This window comes from Salinilacihabitans rarus (assembly GCF_024296665.1).
Classification (GTDB): Archaea; Halobacteriota; Halobacteria; order Halobacteriales; family Natrialbaceae; genus Salinilacihabitans; species Salinilacihabitans rarus.
The window spans coordinates 2,330,466-2,351,006 of sequence record NZ_CP100762.1; the positions used below are offsets into that span (position 1 = coordinate 2,330,466).

The 20,541-nt window shown below is 71.0% G+C and carries 20 protein-coding genes; 13 read left to right on the forward strand and 7 right to left on the reverse strand.

What is annotated here, in order from left to right:
- The first annotated feature begins 53 nt into the window (after positions 1 to 53).
- The 4 genes from serA to NKG98_RS12195 all read left to right on the forward strand — a co-directional run bounded on the left by serA (position 54) and on the right by NKG98_RS12195 (position 4,354).
- Entirely contained in the window at positions 54 to 1,637 is a 1,584-nt protein-coding gene (serA, locus tag NKG98_RS12180) for a phosphoglycerate dehydrogenase (RefSeq protein ID WP_254766191.1), read from the forward strand.
- A gap of 51 nt (positions 1,638 to 1,688) precedes the next feature.
- On the forward strand, positions 1,689 to 2,768 hold the full coding sequence (locus NKG98_RS12185; protein WP_254766192.1) for an NAD(P)/FAD-dependent oxidoreductase: 1,080 nt from the start codon (positions 1,689 to 1,691) through the stop codon (positions 2,766 to 2,768).
- A 75-nt stretch (positions 2,769 to 2,843) separates the two neighbouring features.
- A complete protein-coding gene (gene hisI / locus NKG98_RS12190; RefSeq protein WP_254766193.1) occupies positions 2,844 to 3,212 on the forward strand; it encodes a phosphoribosyl-AMP cyclohydrolase in 369 nt (122 codons plus the stop codon).
- Between the two features lie 5 nt (positions 3,213 to 3,217).
- On the forward strand, positions 3,218 to 4,354 hold the full coding sequence (locus NKG98_RS12195) for a DUF7118 family protein (RefSeq protein WP_254766194.1): 1,137 nt from the start codon (positions 3,218 to 3,220) through the stop codon (positions 4,352 to 4,354).
- A 51-nt stretch (positions 4,355 to 4,405) separates the two neighbouring features.
- On the opposite strand, the gene glmM is transcribed toward NKG98_RS12195, so the two are convergent.
- Positions 4,406 to 5,770 carry a phosphoglucosamine mutase gene (glmM, locus tag NKG98_RS12200; protein ID WP_254766195.1) on the reverse strand — a complete coding sequence of 455 codons (1,365 nt, stop codon included), beginning with the start codon at positions 5,768 to 5,770 and terminating at the stop codon, positions 4,406 to 4,408.
- Positions 5,771 to 5,878: 108 nt separating this feature from the next.
- On the opposite strand from glmM, the gene NKG98_RS12205 reads away from it, so the two are divergent.
- From NKG98_RS12205 to NKG98_RS12220, 4 genes are all read left to right on the forward strand, one after another.
- A complete protein-coding gene (locus NKG98_RS12205; RefSeq protein WP_254766196.1) occupies positions 5,879 to 6,733 on the forward strand; it encodes an HVO_0234 family beta-propeller protein in 855 nt (284 codons plus the stop codon).
- Positions 6,734 to 6,799: 66 nt separating this feature from the next.
- On the forward strand, positions 6,800 to 7,300 hold the full coding sequence (locus NKG98_RS12210; RefSeq protein WP_254766197.1) for a hypothetical protein: 501 nt from the start codon (positions 6,800 to 6,802) through the stop codon (positions 7,298 to 7,300).
- A gap of 48 nt (positions 7,301 to 7,348) precedes the next feature.
- Positions 7,349 to 8,209, forward strand: a complete 861-nt coding sequence (locus tag NKG98_RS12215) for a ribose-phosphate diphosphokinase (RefSeq protein ID WP_254766198.1) — start codon at positions 7,349 to 7,351, stop codon at positions 8,207 to 8,209.
- 74 nt (positions 8,210 to 8,283) lie between these two features.
- Positions 8,284 to 8,814 (forward strand): heme NO-binding domain-containing protein, encoded by a 531-nt coding sequence (locus NKG98_RS12220; RefSeq protein ID WP_254766199.1) that lies wholly within the window; start codon positions 8,284 to 8,286, stop codon positions 8,812 to 8,814.
- A gap of 31 nt (positions 8,815 to 8,845) precedes the next feature.
- On the opposite strand, the gene ileS is transcribed toward NKG98_RS12220, so the two are convergent.
- A complete protein-coding gene (ileS, locus tag NKG98_RS12225; protein ID WP_254766200.1) occupies positions 8,846 to 12,046 on the reverse strand; it encodes an isoleucine--tRNA ligase in 3,201 nt (1,066 codons plus the stop codon).
- Between the two features lie 62 nt (positions 12,047 to 12,108).
- Entirely contained in the window at positions 12,109 to 12,339 is a 231-nt protein-coding gene (locus NKG98_RS12230; RefSeq protein ID WP_254766201.1) for a DUF8151 family protein, read from the reverse strand.
- Between the two features lie 102 nt (positions 12,340 to 12,441).
- On the opposite strand from NKG98_RS12230, the gene NKG98_RS12235 reads away from it, so the two are divergent.
- The 5 genes from NKG98_RS12235 (at position 12,442) to NKG98_RS12255 (ending at position 15,655) form a co-directional block, all read left to right on the forward strand.
- A complete protein-coding gene (locus tag NKG98_RS12235; protein WP_254766202.1) occupies positions 12,442 to 13,068 on the forward strand; it encodes a uracil-DNA glycosylase in 627 nt (208 codons plus the stop codon).
- 33 nt (positions 13,069 to 13,101) lie between these two features.
- On the forward strand, positions 13,102 to 13,521 hold the full coding sequence (locus NKG98_RS12240) for an HIT family protein (RefSeq protein WP_254766203.1): 420 nt from the start codon (positions 13,102 to 13,104) through the stop codon (positions 13,519 to 13,521).
- 136 nt (positions 13,522 to 13,657) lie between these two features.
- Positions 13,658 to 14,569, forward strand: a complete 912-nt coding sequence (locus NKG98_RS12245) for an ABC transporter ATP-binding protein (RefSeq protein ID WP_254766204.1) — start codon at positions 13,658 to 13,660, stop codon at positions 14,567 to 14,569.
- Complete coding sequence (locus NKG98_RS12250; protein WP_254766205.1) at positions 14,569 to 15,360, forward strand: ABC transporter permease; 792 nt, start codon at positions 14,569 to 14,571, stop codon at positions 15,358 to 15,360. The genes NKG98_RS12245 and NKG98_RS12250 overlap by 1 nt, the downstream gene beginning before the upstream one ends.
- Before the next feature lie 58 nt (positions 15,361 to 15,418).
- Complete coding sequence (locus NKG98_RS12255) at positions 15,419 to 15,655, forward strand: hypothetical protein (RefSeq protein WP_254766206.1); 237 nt, start codon at positions 15,419 to 15,421, stop codon at positions 15,653 to 15,655.
- On the opposite strand, the gene NKG98_RS12260 is transcribed toward NKG98_RS12255, so the two are convergent.
- The 4 genes from NKG98_RS12260 to NKG98_RS12275 form a co-directional block, all read right to left on the reverse strand.
- Positions 15,647 to 16,633 carry an A24 family peptidase C-terminal domain-containing protein gene (locus NKG98_RS12260; RefSeq protein WP_254766207.1) on the reverse strand — a complete coding sequence of 329 codons (987 nt, stop codon included), beginning with the start codon at positions 16,631 to 16,633 and terminating at the stop codon, positions 15,647 to 15,649. The genes NKG98_RS12255 and NKG98_RS12260 overlap by 9 nt on opposite strands.
- A gap of 145 nt (positions 16,634 to 16,778) precedes the next feature.
- Complete coding sequence (gene fer, locus NKG98_RS12265) at positions 16,779 to 17,168, reverse strand: ferredoxin Fer (protein ID WP_254766208.1); 390 nt, start codon at positions 17,166 to 17,168, stop codon at positions 16,779 to 16,781.
- 204 nt (positions 17,169 to 17,372) lie between these two features.
- The gene (locus NKG98_RS12270) at positions 17,373 to 18,554 is read right to left on the reverse strand and encodes an inorganic phosphate transporter (RefSeq protein ID WP_254766209.1); all 1,182 of its coding nucleotides are present in this window, start codon (positions 18,552 to 18,554) and stop codon (positions 17,373 to 17,375) included.
- A gap of 67 nt (positions 18,555 to 18,621) precedes the next feature.
- Positions 18,622 to 20,481 carry an SLC13 family permease gene (locus NKG98_RS12275; RefSeq protein WP_254766210.1) on the reverse strand — a complete coding sequence of 620 codons (1,860 nt, stop codon included), beginning with the start codon at positions 20,479 to 20,481 and terminating at the stop codon, positions 18,622 to 18,624.
- Between the last annotated feature and the right edge of the window lie 60 nt (positions 20,482 to 20,541).

Consider the following 20,541-nt stretch of genomic DNA (forward strand, 5'->3'; position numbering starts at 1 on the left):
CAGTACTGCTGGCAACGGAAGGTTTACCCGCCGCGGGCGCGGTTCACTCGTCCATGAAGGTGCTGGTCACGGACCCCATCGCGGACGCGGGTCTGGACGCGCTCCGCGACGCCGGCCACGAGGTCGAGACGGGCTACGAACTCGAGGGCGAGGACCTCCTCGACGCCGTTTCCGACGCCCACGGACTGATCGTACGCTCCGGGACGGAGGTCACCCGCGAGGTGTTCGCGGCGGCCGAGGAACTCGTGATCGTCGGGCGCGCGGGCATCGGCGTCGACAACATCGACATCGACGCCGCCACCGACGAGGGCGTCATCGTCGCCAACGCGCCGGAGGGCAACGTCCGCGCGGCGGCCGAACACACCGTCGCGATGACCTTCGCCGTCGCCCGCTCGGTTCCGCAGGCACACGTCCGGCTGAAAAACGGCGAGTGGGCGAAAGGCGACTACCTCGGCGCCGAACTCGACGGCAAGACCCTCGGCGTCGTCGGCCTCGGCCGCGTCGGCCAGGAGGTCGCGAAGAAACTCGACTCGCTCGGGATGGACGTCGTCGCCTTCGACCCCTACATCAGCGAGGACCGCGCCGAGCGCATCGGCGCCGAACTCGTCGAGTTCGAGGCCTGCCTCGACCGGGCCGACTTCCTCACGATCCACACGCCGCTGACCCCCGAGACCGAGGGGATGATCGGCGAGACCGAACTCGACCTGCTCGACGGGGGCTACCTCGTCAACGTCGGCCGCGGCGGCATCGTCGACGAGGACGCCCTCGCGGCGAAAGTCGAGGACGGCACGCTCGCCGGCGCGGCGCTGGACGTCTTCGCCGAGGAGCCCCTGCCCGCGGGGTCGCCGCTGCTCGAACACGACGAGATCGTCGTCACGCCCCACCTCGGGGCCTCGACCGAGGCCGCCCAGGAGAACGTCGCCACCTCCACCGCCGACCAGGTCGTCGCCGCCCTCGCCGGCGAACCCGTCGCCAACGCGCTCAACGCGCCCTCGATCGACGAGAGCGCGTTCCCCCGGCTCGAACCGTACGTCGAGATCGCCGAGACCGCCGGCAAGATCGCCGCCCAGTTGCTCGACGGCCGCATCGAGGAGATCGAGGTCACGTACGAGGGCGAGATCGCCGCGGAGGACGTCGAGTTCGTCACCGCGAGCGCCCTGAAGGGCGTCTTCGAGCCGCTGGAGTGGCAGGTCAACGCCGTCAACGCCCCGCAGATCGCCGACGACCGCGGCGTCGATGTCACCGAGTCGAAGACCCGACAGGCCGCCGACTTCCAGAGCCTCGTCTCGGTGACCGTCGGCGACGGCGAGGACGAGATCTCCGTCGACGGGACGCTGTTCGCCGGCGACGACCCCCGGATCGTCCGGATCGACGGCTACCGCGTCGACGCGATCCCCCACGGCCGGATGGTCGTCACGCGCAACGCCGACGAACCCGGCGTCATCGGCCTCATCGGCACGGTGATGGGCAGCCACGGCGTCAACATCGCCGGGATGTTCAACGCCCGCGAGGCCCACGGCGGCGAGGCGCTGACCGTCTACAACGTCGACGGCGAGGTCCCCGAGGCCGCCCGCGAGGAACTCGAAGGCGACGACCGGATCGTCGGCGTCCGGTACATCACGCTGAACGGACACTAGGGATTTCCGCGAACGGTCGCCCTTTAGGCGTCCGCTGCCTACCCACCGAGGATGAGCGACGCAGGCTTCGACTACGACGTGGCGGTCGTCGGCGGTGGCCCCGCAGGACTGACGGCCGCGCTCTACGCGACGCGACTCGGACTGGACACCCTCGTCGTCGACCGCGGCGGCGGCCGCGCGGCGATGATGCAAGACACCCACAACGTCATCGGCGTCACCGAGGACGTCTCCGGCGTCGAGTTCCTGGCGACCGCGCGCGAGCAGGTACAGGGGTACGGCGCCGACTTCCGCCGGAGCCACGTCGAGGACGTCACGGCCCTCGGCGACGACGCGGACGACGGCTTCCGCGTCGGGACCGACGGCGACGAGACGTTCCGGGTGCGCCGGGTCGTCCTCGCGACGGGCTTTACCGACCGGCGCCCGGACCCCCCGCTGCCGCCGACCGGCCGGGGACTCCACTGGTGTCTGCACTGCGACGCGTTCATGTTCGTCGACGAACCGGTGTTCGTGATGGGGACCGGCGACTCGGCCGCCTACGTCGCGATGATCCTGCTCAACTTCACCGACGAGGTGGACCTGCTGACCCGCGGCGACGAACCGGCCTGGAGCGAGGAGACCGCCGAACTGCTCGCGAACCACCCCGTCGACGTGATCGAGCACGAGGTGACCGGCGTCGAGCGCGACGAAAGCGGCTGGCTCGCCGCCCTCGAATTCGAGGACGGCGAGGTCCGCCCGTACCGCGGCGGCTTCCCGATGTACGGCTCGAACTACCGCGCCGCGCTCGCCGAGGACCTCGGCGTCGAGCGCAACGACGACGGCACCGTCGCCGTCGACGACCACGGCCGCACCTCCGTCGAGGGGGTGTACGCCGTCGGCGACCTCACGCCCGGACACAACCAGATCCCGGTCGCGATGGGCGAGGGCGCGAACGCCGGCATCGCGATCCACAAGGACCTCCGGGCGTTCCCGCGCTCGCTCGACGAGATCGAGTCGGCGGGGCCGGTCGGCGACGACGAGGTCCCGGCCGTCTCGCGGGCCCTCCGCGAGACCGCCCTCGCCCACGAGGGCCACGCCGGCGGGCCGCGCGAGTCCGGAAGCGAGAGCGAAGCGGAGCGCACCGCCGACGACTGATTCCCCGCCGCTGACCGACCGACTCGGGTCGCCGGCGGCAAAAGACCTATCGCCCCGACGGTCATCCCGTCGGACATGGACGACGGAGTCGAGGTCGACTTCGGCGAGGACGGACTGGTTCCCGCCGTCGCACAGGACCGGGAGAGCGGCGAGGTACTGATGCTGGCGTACGCCTCGCCGGAGGCGCTGGAACGGACCCGCGAGACCGGATACGCCCACTACTACTCGCGCAGCCGCGAGGACCTCTGGAAGAAAGGCGACACGAGCGGGCACGTCCAGCGCGTCGCGGAGGTGCGCGTCGACTGCGACGCCGACGCCCTCCTCTACCTCGTCGACCAGGAAGGTGGAGCCTGCCACACCGGCCACCGGTCGTGTTTCTACCGGACGGTCGACGGCGAGAACGTCGGCGAGACGGTCTTCGACCCCGACGACGTCTACGAGTGACCGGGATGAGCGAGACGCGCCAGCGCGACGACCCCGCCGCTCGCCTCGAACGCGCCCGCCAGCGCCTCGCGGACGTCGAAGAACGGATCGACGACCGCGGCGCCGACACCGTCGAGCGGGTGGCCGACGCCTACCGGACCGCGTCGGACCTGCTCGACGAGTACGTCGACCGCGCGACTGGCACCGGCCGGGAGACGTTCAAGGCGTACGTCCAGCTCGAGGGACAGTTCGAATCGCTGGTGGAGTCGCTCCCCGAGGACCTCCCCCGACGGGAGGCCTTCGGGTCGGCGCTGGAGGCGATCGACAAGCGACGGCTACACGAGTCCGACTTCGAGCGCGCCGAGGCCGCCCTCGAACCCGCCGCGACGTTCGCCGACCTCGTCGACGAGCGCGAGACCGCCCGCGAGGAACTGGCGGTCGCTCGGACGGAAGCGAGCAAGCGTCGCCGTGCGGTCGACGACGAGATCGCCGAGCGCGAGCGCCTGCTCGACCTCGCGACCGCGGACCTCGACGCGCCGGTCGACCGCCTCCGCGAGCCGATCGAGGCCTACGACGCGGCGATCCGCGAGGCCTTCGAGCGCTACCGCGACGCGGCGTCCGCCCGCGAGGTGTTCGCCCTGCTCGACCGCAGCCGCTGGTACCCGTTCGTCCCGTTCGAACGGCCGCCGGCGGAACTGCGCGAGTACGTCGAGACGAACCCCGCCGGCGAGTACTCGATCCCCGACCTGCTGGAGTACGCCGACTACTCGCGGTCGAAACTCGACCACTACGTCGACGACGCCGACGAACTCAAGCGGCGGGTGGCCACCCGGCGGACCTACCTGACCGGGATCGACGCCGGCCCGCTGACGGTCGGCTGGCCGCCCGGCCCCGCGACCGTCCTGCGCCACCGGGCCCGCGAACTCCGGCCGTTCGTCGACCGCGTCGCCGACGAGGAGGTCGTCGCGGCGCTGCGCGAGGTGCGCGCGCTGACCCGCGACGACGAGTACGAACGGCTGCGGACGGCCGCCGTCGCCCGCGACCGGCTCTCGCCCGAGGAGCGCGAGCGGCTGGCCGACGGCCGCGTCGCCGACGAACTCGAAGAACTGCGGACCGAGCGGGACCGGCTGGAGGAGTTACTCGCGGTCGAGGACCCGGTCTGAGGGGGTTCACCCCGCGAAGTCGACCCGCGATCGCGGATCGACCGCGGCCGCTCAGGCGCCTTCCTTCGCGGCGACCAGCGCGTCGTACATGTCGCCGGCCAGTTCCTCGGCGCGGTCGCGGTCGCGGGCCTCGGCGTAGACGCGCACGAGCGGTTCGGTGCCGGAGGGGCGCGCGAGCACCCACGCGTCGCCGTGGTCGATGCGGTAGCCGTCGCGGGTGTTGAGTTCGGCGTCGGCCTTCTGGGCCTGATTGGCCGCGGCGTCGAGCATCGCGTCGCGCTCGGCGGTCGACTCGTAGCCGACGTTGCGCCGGACGTTGGCGTAGCCGCCGTAGGGGGCGACGATCTCGCTGGCGGGGCGCTCGGCGACGAGTTCGAGGAAGCGCGCGGCGGTGTAGGCGCCGTCGCGGGCGAGGCGGTAGTCGGGGAAGAAGATGCCGCCGTTGCCCTCGCCGGCGATGGGGACGTGCCGGCCGTTGGCCTCGAGTTCCTCGATCCGGGTGATGATGTTCGTCGACCCGATCGGCGTCAGTTCGAGGGCGGCGCCGACCTCGTTTGCGACGTCGACCAGCCGCTGGGAGACGTTGACCGCGGAGACCGTCGTATCGTCGGAGTCGAGTTCGGCGGCCGCGAGCGCGGCGAGGGTCGCATCGCCCTCGACGTACTCGCCGGTCTCGTCGAAGAAGATGGCGCGGTCGGCGTCGCCGTCGTGGGCGATCCCGAGGTCGGCGTCGGTCGCGCGGACGAGTCGGCCGAGGTCGCGGAGGTTGTCCGGGACGGGTTCGGGGTCGCGCCCGGGGAAGTGGCCGTCGGCCTGCCCGTTGATCGTGACGACCCGACAGCCGAGCTTCCGGAAGAACTCGGGGCTGGTCAGCGAACCCGCGCCGTGGCCGGGGTCGAGCGCGACGGTCAACTCGGCGTCGGCGATCCGCTCGCGGTCGACGCTCGCGAGCAGTTCGTCGACGTACGCCCGGCGGACGCCCTCGACCTCGCGGACCCGGCCCGTCTCGTCCCACGGGGCGACCGCGAACGTCTCCGCCAGCAGCGTCTCCTCGACGGTTTCGAGGTCCGAGACGGCGAGTTCGACCCCGTCGCTCCCGACGAGCTTTACCCCATTATACTGCGGCGGGTTGTGCGAGGCCGTGATCACCATCGTCGGCACCCCCTCGCGCTCGGCGTAGGCCTGTGCGCCCGGCGTCGGGACGACGCCGAGACGGTCGACGTCGGTGCCCGTGCTCGCGAGCCCGCTGGCGGCCGCGTCGGCGAGCATCCGTCCCGTGTACCGGGTGTCGCGGGCGACTGCGACGCGGTCGACCCCCCAGGCGGTCCCCGCCGCCTTCGCCACGCGCAGGACGAACTCCGGCGTCAGCTCCTCGTTGGCGACGCCGCGCGTCCCGCTCGATCCGAACACCTTCATCAGGAGGTATTCGGACAGGCTCCGTCAAAGGGGTTCCGACCTCCCACCGCCGTCGGATCGCCCGCGACGAACGGAACGCTTTCGGCCCGCGGCCCCGACGGTCGTGACGTGATCTCGATCGACGAAAAGCGGGTCTACGGCGACCGGGAGGGGGCGCTCGCGGCCTACGTCGCGAGCGCCGTCGGCGTGGTCCGCGTCCGCGTCTCCGACGAGAACGTCGGCGAGTTCGGCCTCGTCGAGCGCTGCGAGGCGCGGGACGTCGCCGCGGGCGTCGACGCCGTCGCCGTCGCGACCGACGAGGACGTGCTCGCGGCCGACCGCGCGGGCGACGACGACCCGGCGTTCGAGCCGACGGGGTTCGGCCCGGCCACCGCCGTGGGGTTCCACGACGGCGCCGTGCTCGCGGCGAGCGCGGACGGCCGCGTCGCCCGGTTCGACGGCGACGGCTGGGACAACCTCGCGGCCGATCCCGACCTGACGGTTCGAGCGATCGACGGCGACCTCGTGGCGACCGCGGCGGGCGTCTACCGCGTCCGCGACGGCGGCCTCGACCACGCCGGCCTGTCCGACGCGACGGACGTCTCCGCCGCGGGCGTCCCCCTCGCGGCGACCGGCGACGGCCTCTACAGGCTGGGCAACGGCTGGATGGCGGTCCGCGAGGGCGCGTTCGACCTCGTCGCCGCGGAACCGCTCGCGGAGCCGGGACGGCTGGCCCGCGCCCACGCGGTCGCGGGCGGCGACTGGTACCGCCACGCCGACGGGGCGTGGCGCGAGACGAGCGCGCCGGCCGACGGCGTCGCCGGCGTTTCGTACGGCGAGTCGGCGACGTACGCCGTCGCCGAGGACGGGACGTTCGCCGCGAGGAGCGACGTCGACGCCGGCGAGCGCGAGTGGCGTTCGCACCCGCTCGGCGTCCGGAGCGTGACCGCCCTCGCCGTCCCGACCGCGCGCGTCGAGGCGTGAGACGGCGAGAGACGTCGGACGCGCGTCTGACGAGGAATTAACTCCTCCGAACTGGGCCACTGTCACATGGACCTGACGCGACGGCGACTGGTGGCGGCGGCCGGCGCCGCGGGGACGGCCGCACTCGCCGGCTGCTCGCGCGGAAGCGCGGACGGAGACGAAGACGAAGACGAAGACGAAGACGAAGACGAAGGGGACGAGGACGGCGAGGCCCCGGACGGCGACGGAACCGTCCTCGGCGAGATCGGCGTCGAGAACCTCGACGACCAGTCCCGGACGGTCGACGTGATCGTGGAGTTCGACAGGGAGATCCAGCACTGGTCGACCCACGACCTCGACGCCGACGAGGGCGTGACCGTAGAGCGCGGCTGGCGGACCGAACCCAGCGCGTTCCGCCTCGTGGTCCGCGTCGACGGCGAGGAGATCGGACAGGCGACGCCCGCAAGCTGGAACGACCCCCCGTGTCTCAACCTGCTCGTGCTGATCGACCGCGACGGCGACCTCTCGATCCTGAGCGACGCCGACGGCGGCCCCTGCGGGTCGGGCAGGACGGGGTTTGGCGGCTGAGGCGTCGAGAACGAAAGCGGGTTTAGCCCGCACGCTGTGGAGTCGACCATGATCGTCAGCGGATCCGCGTCGCAGGCGCTCGCGGCGGCGCTCGCGCGCGAACTCGAGGAACCGCTCGCCGCCGTCGAGTACGACCGCTTCCCCGACGGCGAACTGTTCGCGGCGGTGCCGGGGTTCGACGCCGACCGGGCGGTGATCGTCGCCTCGACGGTCTCCAGCGACGCCCACGTCGAACTACTCCAGTTGCAGGACGCCGTCCGCGAGGCCGGCGCCGAGGAGATCGTCACCGTCGTCCCGTACATGGGCTACGCCCGGCAGGACGAGGCGTTCGAGCACGGCCAGGCCGTCTCCGCGCGGGCGGTCGCGCGGGCCGTCTCGACCGGCGCCGACCGCGTCCTCACGGTGAACCCCCACGAGGAGGCCGTCTGCGAGTTCTTCGAGCCGACCGCGACGGCCGTCGACGCCGCGGGTCGGCTGGCCGACCCCCTCCCCGACGACCTCGCCGATCCAACCTTCATCGCGCCGGACGCGGGCGCGGAGGGGCTCGCGGGAACCGTCCGGGACGCCTACGGCCGCGGCGAGACCGACTACTTCGAGAAGACCCGCCACTCCGGCACCGAAGTCGAGGTCACCCCGAGCGACGTCGACGTCGCCGGCCGGGACGTCGTCGTCGTCGACGACATCGTCGCCACCGGCGGCACGATGAGCGAGGCCGTCGGGGTCCTCCGCGAGCGCGAGGCCGCCCGGATCTTCGTGACCTGCGTCCACCCGCTGCTGGTCCGGAGCGCACACACGCGGCTCTCGCGGGCGGGCGTCGAAGCGATCTACGGCACCGACACGATCGAGGGACCGGCGAGCGCCGTCTCCGTCGCGCCGGCGCTCGCCGCGGCCCTCGAGACGAACGATTAAGTACCCACCTTCCGGATTTTCAAGCGATCAGGGACCGGTGCGCTCGCTGCGGCGCGCGCCGCCAGGGAAACACGATGCACGGGATCGTTCACCAGACGCTCAAGGACTACGTCGTCGACCGAACGGACGAGGAGGCGTGGGAGGCGGTTCTCGACCGGGCGGGGATCGAACCGAAGCTGTACCTGCAGGTCTCGCGCTACCCCGACGAGGAGGTCGCGGCGATCCTCGAGGCGCTGGCGGCGATGTCGGGCCACGACCCGGCCGTGATCGAACGCGACTTCGGTCGCTCGCTCGCGCCGGTGCTCGTGCAGACGTTCAAGGCCCACGTCCGCCCCGACCGCGACCCCTTCGAGGTGCTCGACTCGCTCGAAACGATCTACGCCGAACTCTCGACGAAAGACGGGACGGACCCGCCGACGATCACCTGCGAGCGCGACGGCGACGTCGCGGTCGTCACCTACCGCTCCGACAGGGACCACTGTGCGATGGCCCACGGCATCCTCGAAGGACTCGTCGACGACCTCGGCGCGGACGCGACGGTGACCGAGACGGGCTGCGTCCACGACGGCGACGAGCGCTGTCGGTTCCGGGTCGAGCGGCAGTAGCGGGGACCGCCGAAACGGACCCGAAATCGCGTCAGTCCGACGCCTCGGCCGTCGCCAGCGGCTCGATCGCGATCTCCATCGTCACGCCCTCGACCTCCCACTCCTTGCGGTGGCCGTCCTCGACGGGCCGGCGTTCGTCGGCGCGGACCTCCTCGCGGATCAGGTCCTCGCGCTCGGCGACGAGGCCGGCGACGCGGTCGTCCTCGATCTCGAGTTCGAGCGCGATGCGCTCCTCGACGTCGAGGTCGAGTTCCTTGCGCATCTCCTGGACGCGACGGATGACCTCGCGGGCGTAACCCTCGCTCTCGATGTCGTCGGTGAGCGAGGCGTCGACGTAGGCGACGCCGCGGTCGTCGCCGTTCAGGCCGAACGCCGTGCCCGCGACGCCCTCGGGGGTCTCGGTGACGAACGAGACCATCTCCGCGTCGAGTTCGACGGACTCGTCGAGGGCGTCGTCGACGGCGTCTTCGAGCGCGTCGAGCGTCGGCTCCTCGATCCGGGCCTCGTTGAGCGCGGTCATCACCTCGCCGGCGCGGCCGCCGAAGGCCGGCCCGAGGACGCTCATGTCGGCCTCGGCGCTGTAGGCGAGTTCGCCCCAGCGCTCGCCCGGTCCGACGAGTTCGACCTCGCGGGCGTTGAGCCGGTCGGCCAGCAGCGACTCGTGGCGCCGGACGGCCTCGACGACGCGCTCGTCGTCGGCCGCGACCACGACGCGCGTGACCGGCCAGCGAAGCTTGCGGCCGGCCTGCTGGCGGGCGTTCGCGCCGGCCTCCTCGATGGCGCGCAGCAACTCGACGTCCGCCTCGAGTTCCTCGTCGACCCGGTCGTCGTCGACGGCGGGCCAGTCCTCCATGTGGACCGTCGGGTGGCCGTCCTCGCCGGTCAGGACGCCGTAGATCTCATCGGTGACGAACGGGGCGTAGGGGGCGAGCAGCGCGACGACCTCGCGGAGCACCCGGTAGATGGTGGCGTAGGCGGCCCGTTTGGAGGCGCTGTCCTCCGTCTCCCACATCCGCTCGCGGACGGCCTGAACGTAGAACCGGGAGACGTCCTCGACGACGAACTCGAGCAGCGCGTCGAGCGCGCGGTCCTGCCGGAACGCCTCGAACTCCGCGGTCATCTCGGCCTTGGTCGACTGCAGGCGGGCGAGTACCCACTCGTCGACGAGTTCGAGGTCTTCGTCGACGTCCGCCAGCCGCGTCTCGGTGGGGTCGAAGCCGTCCAGTCGCATGTACGGCAGCGGGAAGCGGAAGACGTTCCACAGCGTCCGGAGGTGGTTCTCCATCGTCCGCATCCCGTCCCACGAGAAGCGCATGTCGTCGCCCTGCGGGTTCGCCGACAGCAGGAACAGCCGCATTGCGTCCGCGCCGTGGCGGTCGATCGCCTCGTGGGGCTCGACGACGTTGCCGACGGACTTGGACATCTTGCGGCCGTCCTCGTCGAGGGCGTGGCCGTGCATCAGGACCGTCTCGTACGGGATCTCGCCCATGGCAGCCGTGCCCATCCCTAGCTGGGACCAGAACCAGCCGCGGGTCTGGTCGTGGGCCTCGAGGATGAAGTCGGCGGGCCACAGTTCCGCGAAGGCGTCCTCGTCCTCGGGGTAGTCGAGGGTGCCCCACGACGCCACCGAGGAGTCGAGCCAGACGTCGAAGACGTCCGGGACGCGGGTGTACGTCGTCCCGTCCTCGGTGATCGTGAGTTCGTCGACGGTGTCCTTGTGGAGGTCGACGGTCTCGGGGTCGACGTCCTGGTCGACGCGCTCGGCGAGTTCCTCGCGCGTGCCGACGACGATCGTGTCCTCGTCGTCGTCGCGGTCCTCGGGGGTCCAGACCGGAAGGGGAATGCCCCAGTAGCGCTGGCGGGAGACGTTCCAGTCGGGGGCCTCCTCGACGAAGTCGCGGAAACGGTTGTCGCGGGCCCACTCGGGGTACCACTCGCTGTCCTCGATGTTCTCGAGGAGTTCGTCCTTGACGTCGGTGATCGTGATGAACCACTGGTCGGTGACGATCTGGATGATGCCCGTGTCACAGCGCCAGCAGTGGCCGTAGCTGTGGGTGACGGTCTCGGAGGCCAGCAAGGCGCCGTTGGCCTCGAGGTCGGCGGTGATCTCCTCGTCGGCCTCTTTGACGAACTGGCCCTCGTACTTGCCGCCCTCCTCGGTGTAGACGCCGTCGCCGCCGACGGGACAGAAGATGGGGAAGCCGAGTTCGCGCCCGCGGAGGAAGTCCTCCTCGCCGTGGCCCGGCGCGGAGTGGACGAGGCCGGTGCGGTCGGCCTCGACGTAGTCGGCCTCGTAGACCTGCAGCGCGCCCTCGTGGTCGGGGTGGTCCGGCACTTCGTCGGTCAGCGGGTGCTCGTAGGCCCAGCCGACCATCTCCTCGCCGGTCAGTTCCTCGACGACCTCGTAGTCCTCGTAGCGGCCCTTCTTCAGGACCTCCTCGACGCAGGCCGCGGCGACGTAGATGACCTCGCTCTCGCCGTCCTTCTCGGCGCGGACGCCGACGTACTCGAGGTCGGGGTCGACCGCGACGAACGTGTTCGCCGGGATGGTCCACGGGGTGGTCGTCCAGACGACGAGCGAGCCCTCGCGGTCCGCCAGATCGAACGTGACGTAGACCGAGGGGTCCTCGACGTCCTCGTACTCGACCTCGTTGTTGGCGATGGCGGTCTCACAGCGCGGACACTGGCTGATCGAGCGGTGGCCCTTCTCGACGAGGCCGCGCTCGGCGGCCTTCGCGAAGCCCCACCACGCGGCCTCCATGTACTCGGGGTCGACCGTCTTGTACGGGTCGTCCCAGTCCATCCAGACGCCGAAGGACTTGAAGTCCTCCTGGAGGCCCTCGAGTTGCTCCTCGGCGTACTCGAGGCAGGCCTCGATGAACTCGTCCTCGCCGAACTCCTCGATGTCCTTCTTGTTCTCGAAGCCGAGTCGCTCCTCGACTTTCGTCTCGATGGGCAGGCCGTGCATGTCGTAGCCCGGGCGGTCGGTGACGTCGTACCCCTGCATCCGCAGGAAGCGGATGTAGACGTCCTTCAGGGACTTGTTCCAGGTGGTCCCCATGTGGGCCGCCCCGGAGGTGTACGGCGGGCCGTCGACGAAGAAGTACGACTCGCCGTCCGCGCGGTGCCGCTTTGTCTGCTCGTAGGCGTCGACCTCGTCCCAGTACTCGAAGACGCGCTCCTCGAGGGCGTGGGGGTCGTACTGGTCGTCCACCTCGCCGAACCGGCTCATACCCGTGGTGAATCACTCCGGCAGTAAAGAGGAATCGGTCTCGCAGGTCCGGCTGCCGAACGTCAGACGAGGCGGCCGAGGACCTTCTGGTAGCCGAGACCGTACGCGCCCGCGTAGAGCATGACGCCGCCGATCGCGCCCATCCAGAGTGCGACCGTCAGCTCCCCGCCGCCGAAGTGCTGGAGGCTGGCGTACTCCGCGGCGACGCCGCCGACGGTGAGGACGCCGGCAAGCACCACGTAGACGACGGCTGAGAGCGATTCGACGAGCAGTTCGGGGTCGGGCAGTGGCATTACCAGCCATAGTTATCCCGAGCAATGTAAACATGTCCCTTCGGCGGCGACGGGAGTTCGGCGACCGACTCCCCTAAGCCCGGCCGGCCCCACGTCCCGACCGTGCCCGAGTTCCCGACGACCCGCCACGTCCTCGAACCGGACTGCGACCGCTGTCCCGCCCTCGCGGCGGCCCGCGAGCGCATCTCGTGGGGAACCGGCGACCCCGACGCGGCGGTGTTCGTGATCGGCGAGGCGCCGGGGTACGGGAACCCCGAGGCCGACCGCTGGCGGGGCGGCAACTGGACCGGGAAGGCCTACACCTCCCGGCACTCCGGCCGGCGGATCCGCGACCTCGTCGAGGCGGTCGGCTACGGCGACGACGCCTACTACACGAACGCGGTGAAGTGCGTCCCGGCGAGCGACGATCCGACGACCAACCGCGAACCGGCGCCCGAGGAGCGGCGCAACTGCCGGGGCCACCTGCTGGCGGAACTCGACGCGGTGGCGCCCGACGTCGTCCTCGCGACCGGCAAGCACGCGACGGCGACGGTCCTCGAAGCGGAGGGCGAGACGCTCGACGGCTTCCTCGGGACGGTGCTCGAACCGCGCCGCTGTGACCGGTTCGGGGCGTGGCTGCTGCCGATCCTCCACCCCTCGTACCAGGACGTCTGGATCGGTCGGCTGGGCTACGAACCCGCGGAGTACCGCGAGGCGGTCGGGGAGCGCCTCGCGGAGTTGACCGGGTAAACCTTCTTACCGCGAGCCGACACACACTCGCGTATGAGTTCGATCTTCACGAAGATCGTGGAGGGGGAGATTCCCGCCCGCGTCGTGTACGAAGACGAGACGACGATGGCCTTTCTCGACGCCAACCCGCTGGCGCCGGGACACACGCTCGTCGTCCCCAAAGCGGAGTACGAGCGGCTGAACGACGTCCCCCCGGACGTCGCCGCGGACCTCTACGCGACGCTGCACGAACTCGTCCCCGCCGTCGAGGAGGCCGTCGACGCCGACGCGACGACGGTCGCGTTCAACAACGGCGAGGCCGCCGGCCAGGAGGTGCCCCACGTCCACGGGCACATCGTCCCCCGCTTCGAGGGCGACGGCGGCGGCCCGATCCACGCGATCGCTCCGGGGTCGCCGGACCTCTCCGACGACGAACTCGACGGGATCGCCGACGAGATCGAGTCCCGCGCCTGACCGTCCACGCCGCGGGCGCCTGCGGCCGTCCGCGACGCCTTCTCGCCAGCGCCACCACCGGCCGAAGGGGCGGGCGAGGTCGATTCATAACTTCGTGATCGAAACGATTATGCGTTCACGAAGTCGAGTGTCGGGTATGGCCGCGATCGACGTGACCGACCTGACGAAGACCTACGGCGACGTGGTAGGCGTCGACTCGCTCGACTTCGCCGTCGAGGAGGGCGAGATCTTCGGCTACCTCGGGCCCAACGGCGCGGGGAAGACGACGACGATCCGGACTCTGCTCGGGCTGCTCGCGCCCACCGCGGGGACCGCGACGGTGCTCGGCGCCGACGTCCGCGACGAGGCCGCCCTGATCGAGGCGAAACGGCGGGTCGGCTACCTGCCCGCCGAACTGGGGTTCGACGAGGACGCGACCGGCGAGCGCGTCCTCGACTACTTCGCGTCGGTCCGTGGCGACGAGCGCCGGGAGGAACTGCTGGAGCTTTTCACGCCGCCGCTCGACCGGAAGATCCGGGAGTACTCGTCGGGCAACCTGCGGATGCTCGGGCTGATACAGGCGTTCGCCCACGACCCGGACCTCGTCGTTCTGGACGAGCCGACCGCCGGGCTCGACCCGCTGAAACAGGAGCGGTTCAACGAGTTCCTCGCCGCCGAGCGCGAGCGCGGGACGACGATCTTCTTCTCCTCGCACGTGTTGAGCGAGGTCCGGCGGGTCTGCGACCGCGTCGGCATCCTCCGGGACGGCCGCCTCGTCGCGCTCGAAGACGTCGAGGACCTCCTCGACCGCGGCGGCAAGCGCGTCCGCCTGCACCTCGCCGACCCGGAGGCGTTCGAGCCGTGGGCCGACGTGGCCGACGTCGTCGAGCGCGGCGCGGAGATCCAGTTCACCTACACCGGCGAGTACAACGCGCTCGTCGAGCGGCTGGCGGGCTACGACATCGAGGACGTCGAGATCGCCGAGCCGCCACTCGAGGACGTGTTCATGCACTACTACGGCGAGGGCGAGGCCGACGACGCGAGATCGGTCCCCGCGGAGGTGGCCTGATGTTCGAGATCGTCCGCTACGAGGGCGAGCGTCGGCTGAAGGGGTCGGTCGCGCTCGCGGTCGGACTCGGCGCGCTCGCGGCCTTCTTCGTCGGGTTCTTCCCCTCGTTCTCGGACGTCGACCTCGACAGCTACGTCGAGGGGTTCCCGCCGGCGTTCCGCGAGGCGTTCGGGATCGAGTCGATCGCGACCATCGAGGGCTTCCTCGCCGTCGAGGTCTACCAGTTCGTCTGGCTGCTCCTGCTGGGGCTGTACGTCGCCTACAGCGCGGCCCGCGTCGTCGCCGCGGACGTCGAGACCGACCGGATGGACCTGCTGCTCTCGCTGCCGGTCTCCCGGGCCCGGCTCGTCCGCGAGAAGTTCCTCGCGCTGTTCGTCCCGATCGTCGCGCTCAACGTCGTCGTCCCGGTCATCGTCTACGCGGCCGTGATCGCCATCGGCGAGCCGATCGACCCCGTCGACCTGCTGGCGGTTCACCTGCTGTCGGTCCCGTACCTGCTGGCCTGCGCCGCGATCGGCCTCGTGCTGTCGGTGCTCGTCGACCGCGCGGACGTCGCCAGTCGCCTCGCCATCGCCGGCGTCTTCGCGCTCTTTCTGATCGAGTCGATCACCGCGAACGCGGAGGGCTACGAGTGGGTCGGCGCCGTCAGCCCGACCCACTACTACGACCCGACCGAGATCCTCGTCCAGGGGACCTACGACCTGACGGGCGCGGCGGTCCTGCTCGCCGCGACGGTCGTCCTCGTGGTCGTCGCGCGCGTCCTGTTCGCGCGGGCGGACGTCGGCGCCTGACGCCGACCGGGACCCGCGCGACCGGTTTCGTTTTCACCCTCGCGTGCGAGCGTCGGGTATGGCACTCGCCGCGCTCGTCGAGGAAGTCCGCGCCCACCCCGTCGCCGCGGCGCTCGAACTCGGGAGCCTCGCGCTGGCCGTCGTCCTGCCAGTCGCGACCGTCCTTGCGCTCGCCGGCGGCCCGCCGCCGGCGACGGGCGAGACCGGGCCGGCGTGGCTCCTCGTCCTCGGCGGCGGCGCGGCGCTCGCGCTGCTGTGGACGGTCGTCGTCCCGCTGTACGGACGGCTACGGTAGCGCGCCGACGAGGACGTCGCCGTAGACCAGCGCGACCAGCAGGCCGCCGAAGACGGGGACCAGAAACGGCGTCCCGGGCGAGATCCAGACGCGATCCTCCTCGCAGAGCACCTCGAGACCCGCGCGGAGTCGGTCGGCCGAGGTGCCGTAGGCGCTGCCGTCGACGTCGTCGAGGAAGGCCGCGGCGCCCCACGGGTCGTCGACCGCCCCGTCGTCGGTGCCCGCCGGCGCGCCCCCGTCGGGGAGGAGTCCGTCCGCCTCGACGGCGCCGTCGGTCGGCGGGTTCGGTTCCGCGGGCAGCGTCGCCGGGTCGCGGTACCGGTCGGGGTCGGCGCGGAGGTCGGCCAGCGAGAGCCCCCGCCAGCGCAGGTACATCCGCAGGGCGTCGAGGTCGAGGCCGCGGACCGTCCGCCCGTCGGGCGTCTCGAGCAGGCGCCCGTGGAGGTCCGGGACGCGCTCGACGGGGACGGGCCAGCCGACGACCATCGCCGCCGAGAACCGGCCGGCGGCGGCGTTACGGGCCGCGAGGGCGACGGGGACCGCGGCGCCGACGAGGACCGCGTTCGTCAGGATCGTAAGCGAGAAGGCGCCGATCGGGGTCGTCGAGAGCGGCAGCGTCCACGGGCCGACGGCGTACGTCGGCGTCGTCGGGAACCAGAGCGCGAGCGCGAGCAGCGCCTTCGCGTCCGCGCCGCCGAAGCCGCCGACCCACCAGAACAGGTACGCGAGCGGGGCGACGACGCCCAGACTCACGGCCGCGGGGACGAGGAAGTCGTAGCCCCAGACGAAGCCGCCGGCCGCGTACGCCGCCCGGGCGTCCCAGACGAGCAGGGCGGCCCCGAGCGCGCCGAGGGGGATCCACGTCGAACTCGGGACCCGTCGCGTCGCTACGTCGCGGAGGGCCGCCCAGGCGAAGACGGGGACGACGAGCAGCCGCAGCAGGTCCGGCGTCGATGCCGGGGCGCTGGCGAGCGTCACACCCCCCTCTCGCGAGCGCGGGGGCGTTACGGTTTCGGTCGCCGGCGACCGAGAGGCCGGCGCGGCCAGCGGAGCCGGCGGGGGGACCGACGGCGTGAACTACGCGTGCGTATCCGCGGATCGAAAAAGGTCGCGTCGAGGCCGTTCAGATGACGCGGTTCTGCAGGTAGTCGAGGTGCTTGGCGTTGTAGACGATCTTGACCTCGTCGGCCGTCGGCGAGCCGATGCAGGTCAGGCGGACGTTCTTGTCCTCGACTTCCTCGTCGCTGAGGATCTGCTGCATGTCCATCTCGATGTCGCCTTCCCTGACGATGGCGGCACAGTTCGCGCAGGCGCCGGCGCGGCAGGAGAACGGCCAGTCGTAGCCCTGCGCCTCGGCCGCCTCGAGGATGTACTCGCCCTCGTTGACCTCGAGCGACCCGTAGTCCTCCGCGTCGAGCCCGGCGTCGGCGGCCTTCTCGAACAGGTCGTCGTCGTCCATGTCCCAGCCCTGGTCGTCCAGCACTTCGTAGTTGAGGTATTCTACCGTGGGCATCACGCGACGGTTCGTCCCCCGGACTGGTATAGCTTGCTGTTCTGTCGTGGATCGTTTTTCACGATAGATCGGGGGAATTGGTGCCGATTCGTCCGCAACTGCGACCGATCGCGTGACGAGTTCCGGGTTCGACCGGCCGGAAGTGGCCGCACGTCAGACGGGTTCGTCGGCGGCTGCGGCCCCCGGTGCCGGCCACGCCGGGCGTCAGACACCGAAGATCGGGAGAAAGCGGAACGTCAGGAAGGCGCCGACGGTCGAGATGACCGGCACGACGTTCTGCATGAGGATGACCCGGGCGGTCGTCGACGGGTCGAAGAGGTCCGACGCCCGCGGGATGTCCGCGGGCTCTTCCTCGCCGATCTGGGGGGAGGATTCGCCCTCGCTTTCGGCCGTGAGCGCGCCGACGGAGACGCGGGTCTCCTCGCCGCGGGCGACGTCCGAGAGCGTCGTCGTCCGGGTCGCCCGCCCCCAGCCGAGGCCGACGATGCTCATCGTCGCGATGACGACGAAACTCGCGGGGATGCCGATCCACGAGAGGCCGACGACGATGGTCGAACTGACGACCGCGACGACGATCGCCGCCGTCAGCGGCAGGTTCGTGATGTCGTTGCCGAGCGTCTCCATCGTCCGGCGTGCGATGGTGAACGCCCCGACGGCCACCGCCGCGGAGCCGATCAGGATCAGCGGCACCATCTCGACGTCGCCGGTGCCGTAGATCGGCGCGATGGCGTTGGCGATGTTGCTCGTCCCCGAGGAAAAGCCCATCAGACAGCCGATCGCGACGACGACGAACGCGCCGGTGATCTCCCGGCGGTCGGCGTTCGAGCCGAACCGGAGCCGCGGGACGATCCCGTCGCGTTCGATCCGGATCATCGTCTCGCCGTCGCGGCTCCCTTCGAGGGCGACCCAGGCGTTGATCCGCGGGTAGAAGTACCGGCCGATCACCCCCGACACCCAGAAGCCGACGATCGGCGCGACGATCCACCAGACGACGATCCGTCCGAGCACCGCGAGGTTGAGTTCGCCCGTCGCCAGGCCGAGCGCCGCGATGGCGCCGACGGCGGTCATCGACGTCGAGGCGGGGACGCCCGCGTAGTTGCCGACGAACAGCGCGCCGCCGATGAAAAAGAGGACGGCGACGTTCGCCCGCATGGTGAAGATGGCGGCGTCCTCGACGAGTTTGTTACCGAGGGTGTCGACGACCTGCGGGCCGATGGTGTAGGCGCCGACGAAGAAGAAAATCGACATCAGGCCGGCCGCCGCGAGCTTCGAGATCACGCTGGCGCCGACGGCGGGCCCGAACGCCGGCCCGGTCGTCGCGCCGCCGATGTTGTACCCGACGAAGATTGCGACCACGATTCCCACGACGAGCAGTAGTTCCGTCACAGTTTCCGGTTACAACCACGCAACGGGACACTAAAAGCGCGCCTATTTCTGCCGGCCGCCGGGCGGGTCAGACGCCCCAGAAGAGCGCGATCCCGAGCACGGTGACGACCGACAGCAACACCTGCAGCGGCGCGCCGACCCGGAAGTAGTCGCCGAACCGGTAGCCGCCCGGACCGTAGACGAAGAGGTTCGTCTGGTAGCCGATCGGACCCAGAAACGCGGTGCTGGCGGCGAAGGTCACCGCGAGGACGAACGCGAACGGGTTCGCGCCGATCCCCGCCGCCGCGGCCGCCGCGACCGGGAGCAACAGGACGACGCTCGCGTTGTTGCTGATGACCTCCGTGACGAGCCCCGTGAAGATGTAGAACAGCCACAGCACGACCAGCGGCGGGAGCGACCCCGCGGTCGAGACGACCAGCCACGCGAGGTAGGCGGCCGCGCCGGTCCGTTCGAGGGCGATCCCCAGCGGGATAACCCCCGCCAGCAGGAAGATGATGTCCCACTCGACGGCGTCGTACAGTTCGTTGGGTTCGAGGACGCCCGCGACGACCATCGCGACCACGCCCGCGAGCGCGGCGATCAGGATCGGGTAGATCTCGAGGGCGGCGACCGCGACGACGCCGACCATGATGGCGACGGCGACCGGCGCCTTGTCGGCGCGGTACTCGGGTCGGGACGGTTCGCGCGCGACGATCACGTCGTCGCGCCGCGAGAGGCGATCGAGCGTCTCCGGCGGCGCCTGCACGAGGAGGGTGTCGCCGACGGCGAGGCGCTTGCCGACGATCCGGTCGGCGACGAGCGTGCCGTGGCTGCGAAGTCCGAGGACGGCCGCGCCGAACTGCTCGCGGAACCGCTCCGGGTCGAGACGTTCGCCAACGAGCCGCGAGTCCAGCGAGACGACCAGTTCCGCGAGCGGGCCGCCCTCCTCGGTCCCCGCCGAGAGGTCGTCGACCGCCGCGGCGCGGCCGACCGGTTCGACGCCCACGGCGTCCTCCAGCGCCGTGAGCGCGTCGCGGTCCGTCCGGACGACGAGGACGTCGCCCTCGTCGAGGTGGGTCTCGCGGCGCGGCGCGACCGAGCGGTCCTCGTCACGGACGACCTGCACGACGTCGATCTCGGGGCCGAGCGCGTCGGTCGCGTCGCCGACCGTCGCGCCCACGAGCGGCGACCCGGGGACCACCGCCACGTCGGCGACGTAGTTCCCGACCTCGTACTCCTCGAGGTAGTCCGCCCGCGGCGGCACGCGCTCGGGGAGGAGGTAGTGGCCGACGAAGATCAGGTAGAGCCCGCCCGTGAGGACGACGAGGACGCCCAGTTGCGTGAACTCGAACATCGAGAACCGGTGGAGTTCCGGGTACTGCGAGCCGAGGCGGGCGCTGACGTCGCTTGCGAGGATGTTCGTCGAGGTGCCGATCAGCGTGAGCATCCCGCCGACCTGCGAGGCGTACGACAGCGGGATGAGCAGTTTCGACGGCGAGGTGTTCCCCCGGTTGGCGACGTCGGTGACGACGGGGACCAGCAGCGCGACGACCGGCGTGTTGTTCAGAAAGCCCGAGACGGGGCTGGTCGCGACGACGGTGGCGAACAGCTGTTTCCGGACGCTCGTGCCCGCGAACGCGGCCATCCGCCGGCCCAGTTCCTGGACGAGCCCCGTCCGGCTGATCCCGCCGCTGAGGATCAGCATCGCCAGCACCGTGATCGTCGCCTCGTTGGCGAACCCGGAGATGCCGGTGGTCGGGTCGACGGTCGTCCACGGTTCGAGCACGACGAGGACGACGATCAACAGGATCGCCGTCACGTCGATCGGCAGTCGCTCGGTGACGAAGAGCACGAGCGCGAGGACGACCACGCCGAGTACGACGAGGATATCTGTCGTCAGTTCCGGCCGCGTCGTCGCTTCCCGGGTGAGAGCCAGGGAATGCCGCATCGTCTCACTCAACGCCGACCGGACATGTAGTATTTCCGTACGGACCGCGGACAGTACGAC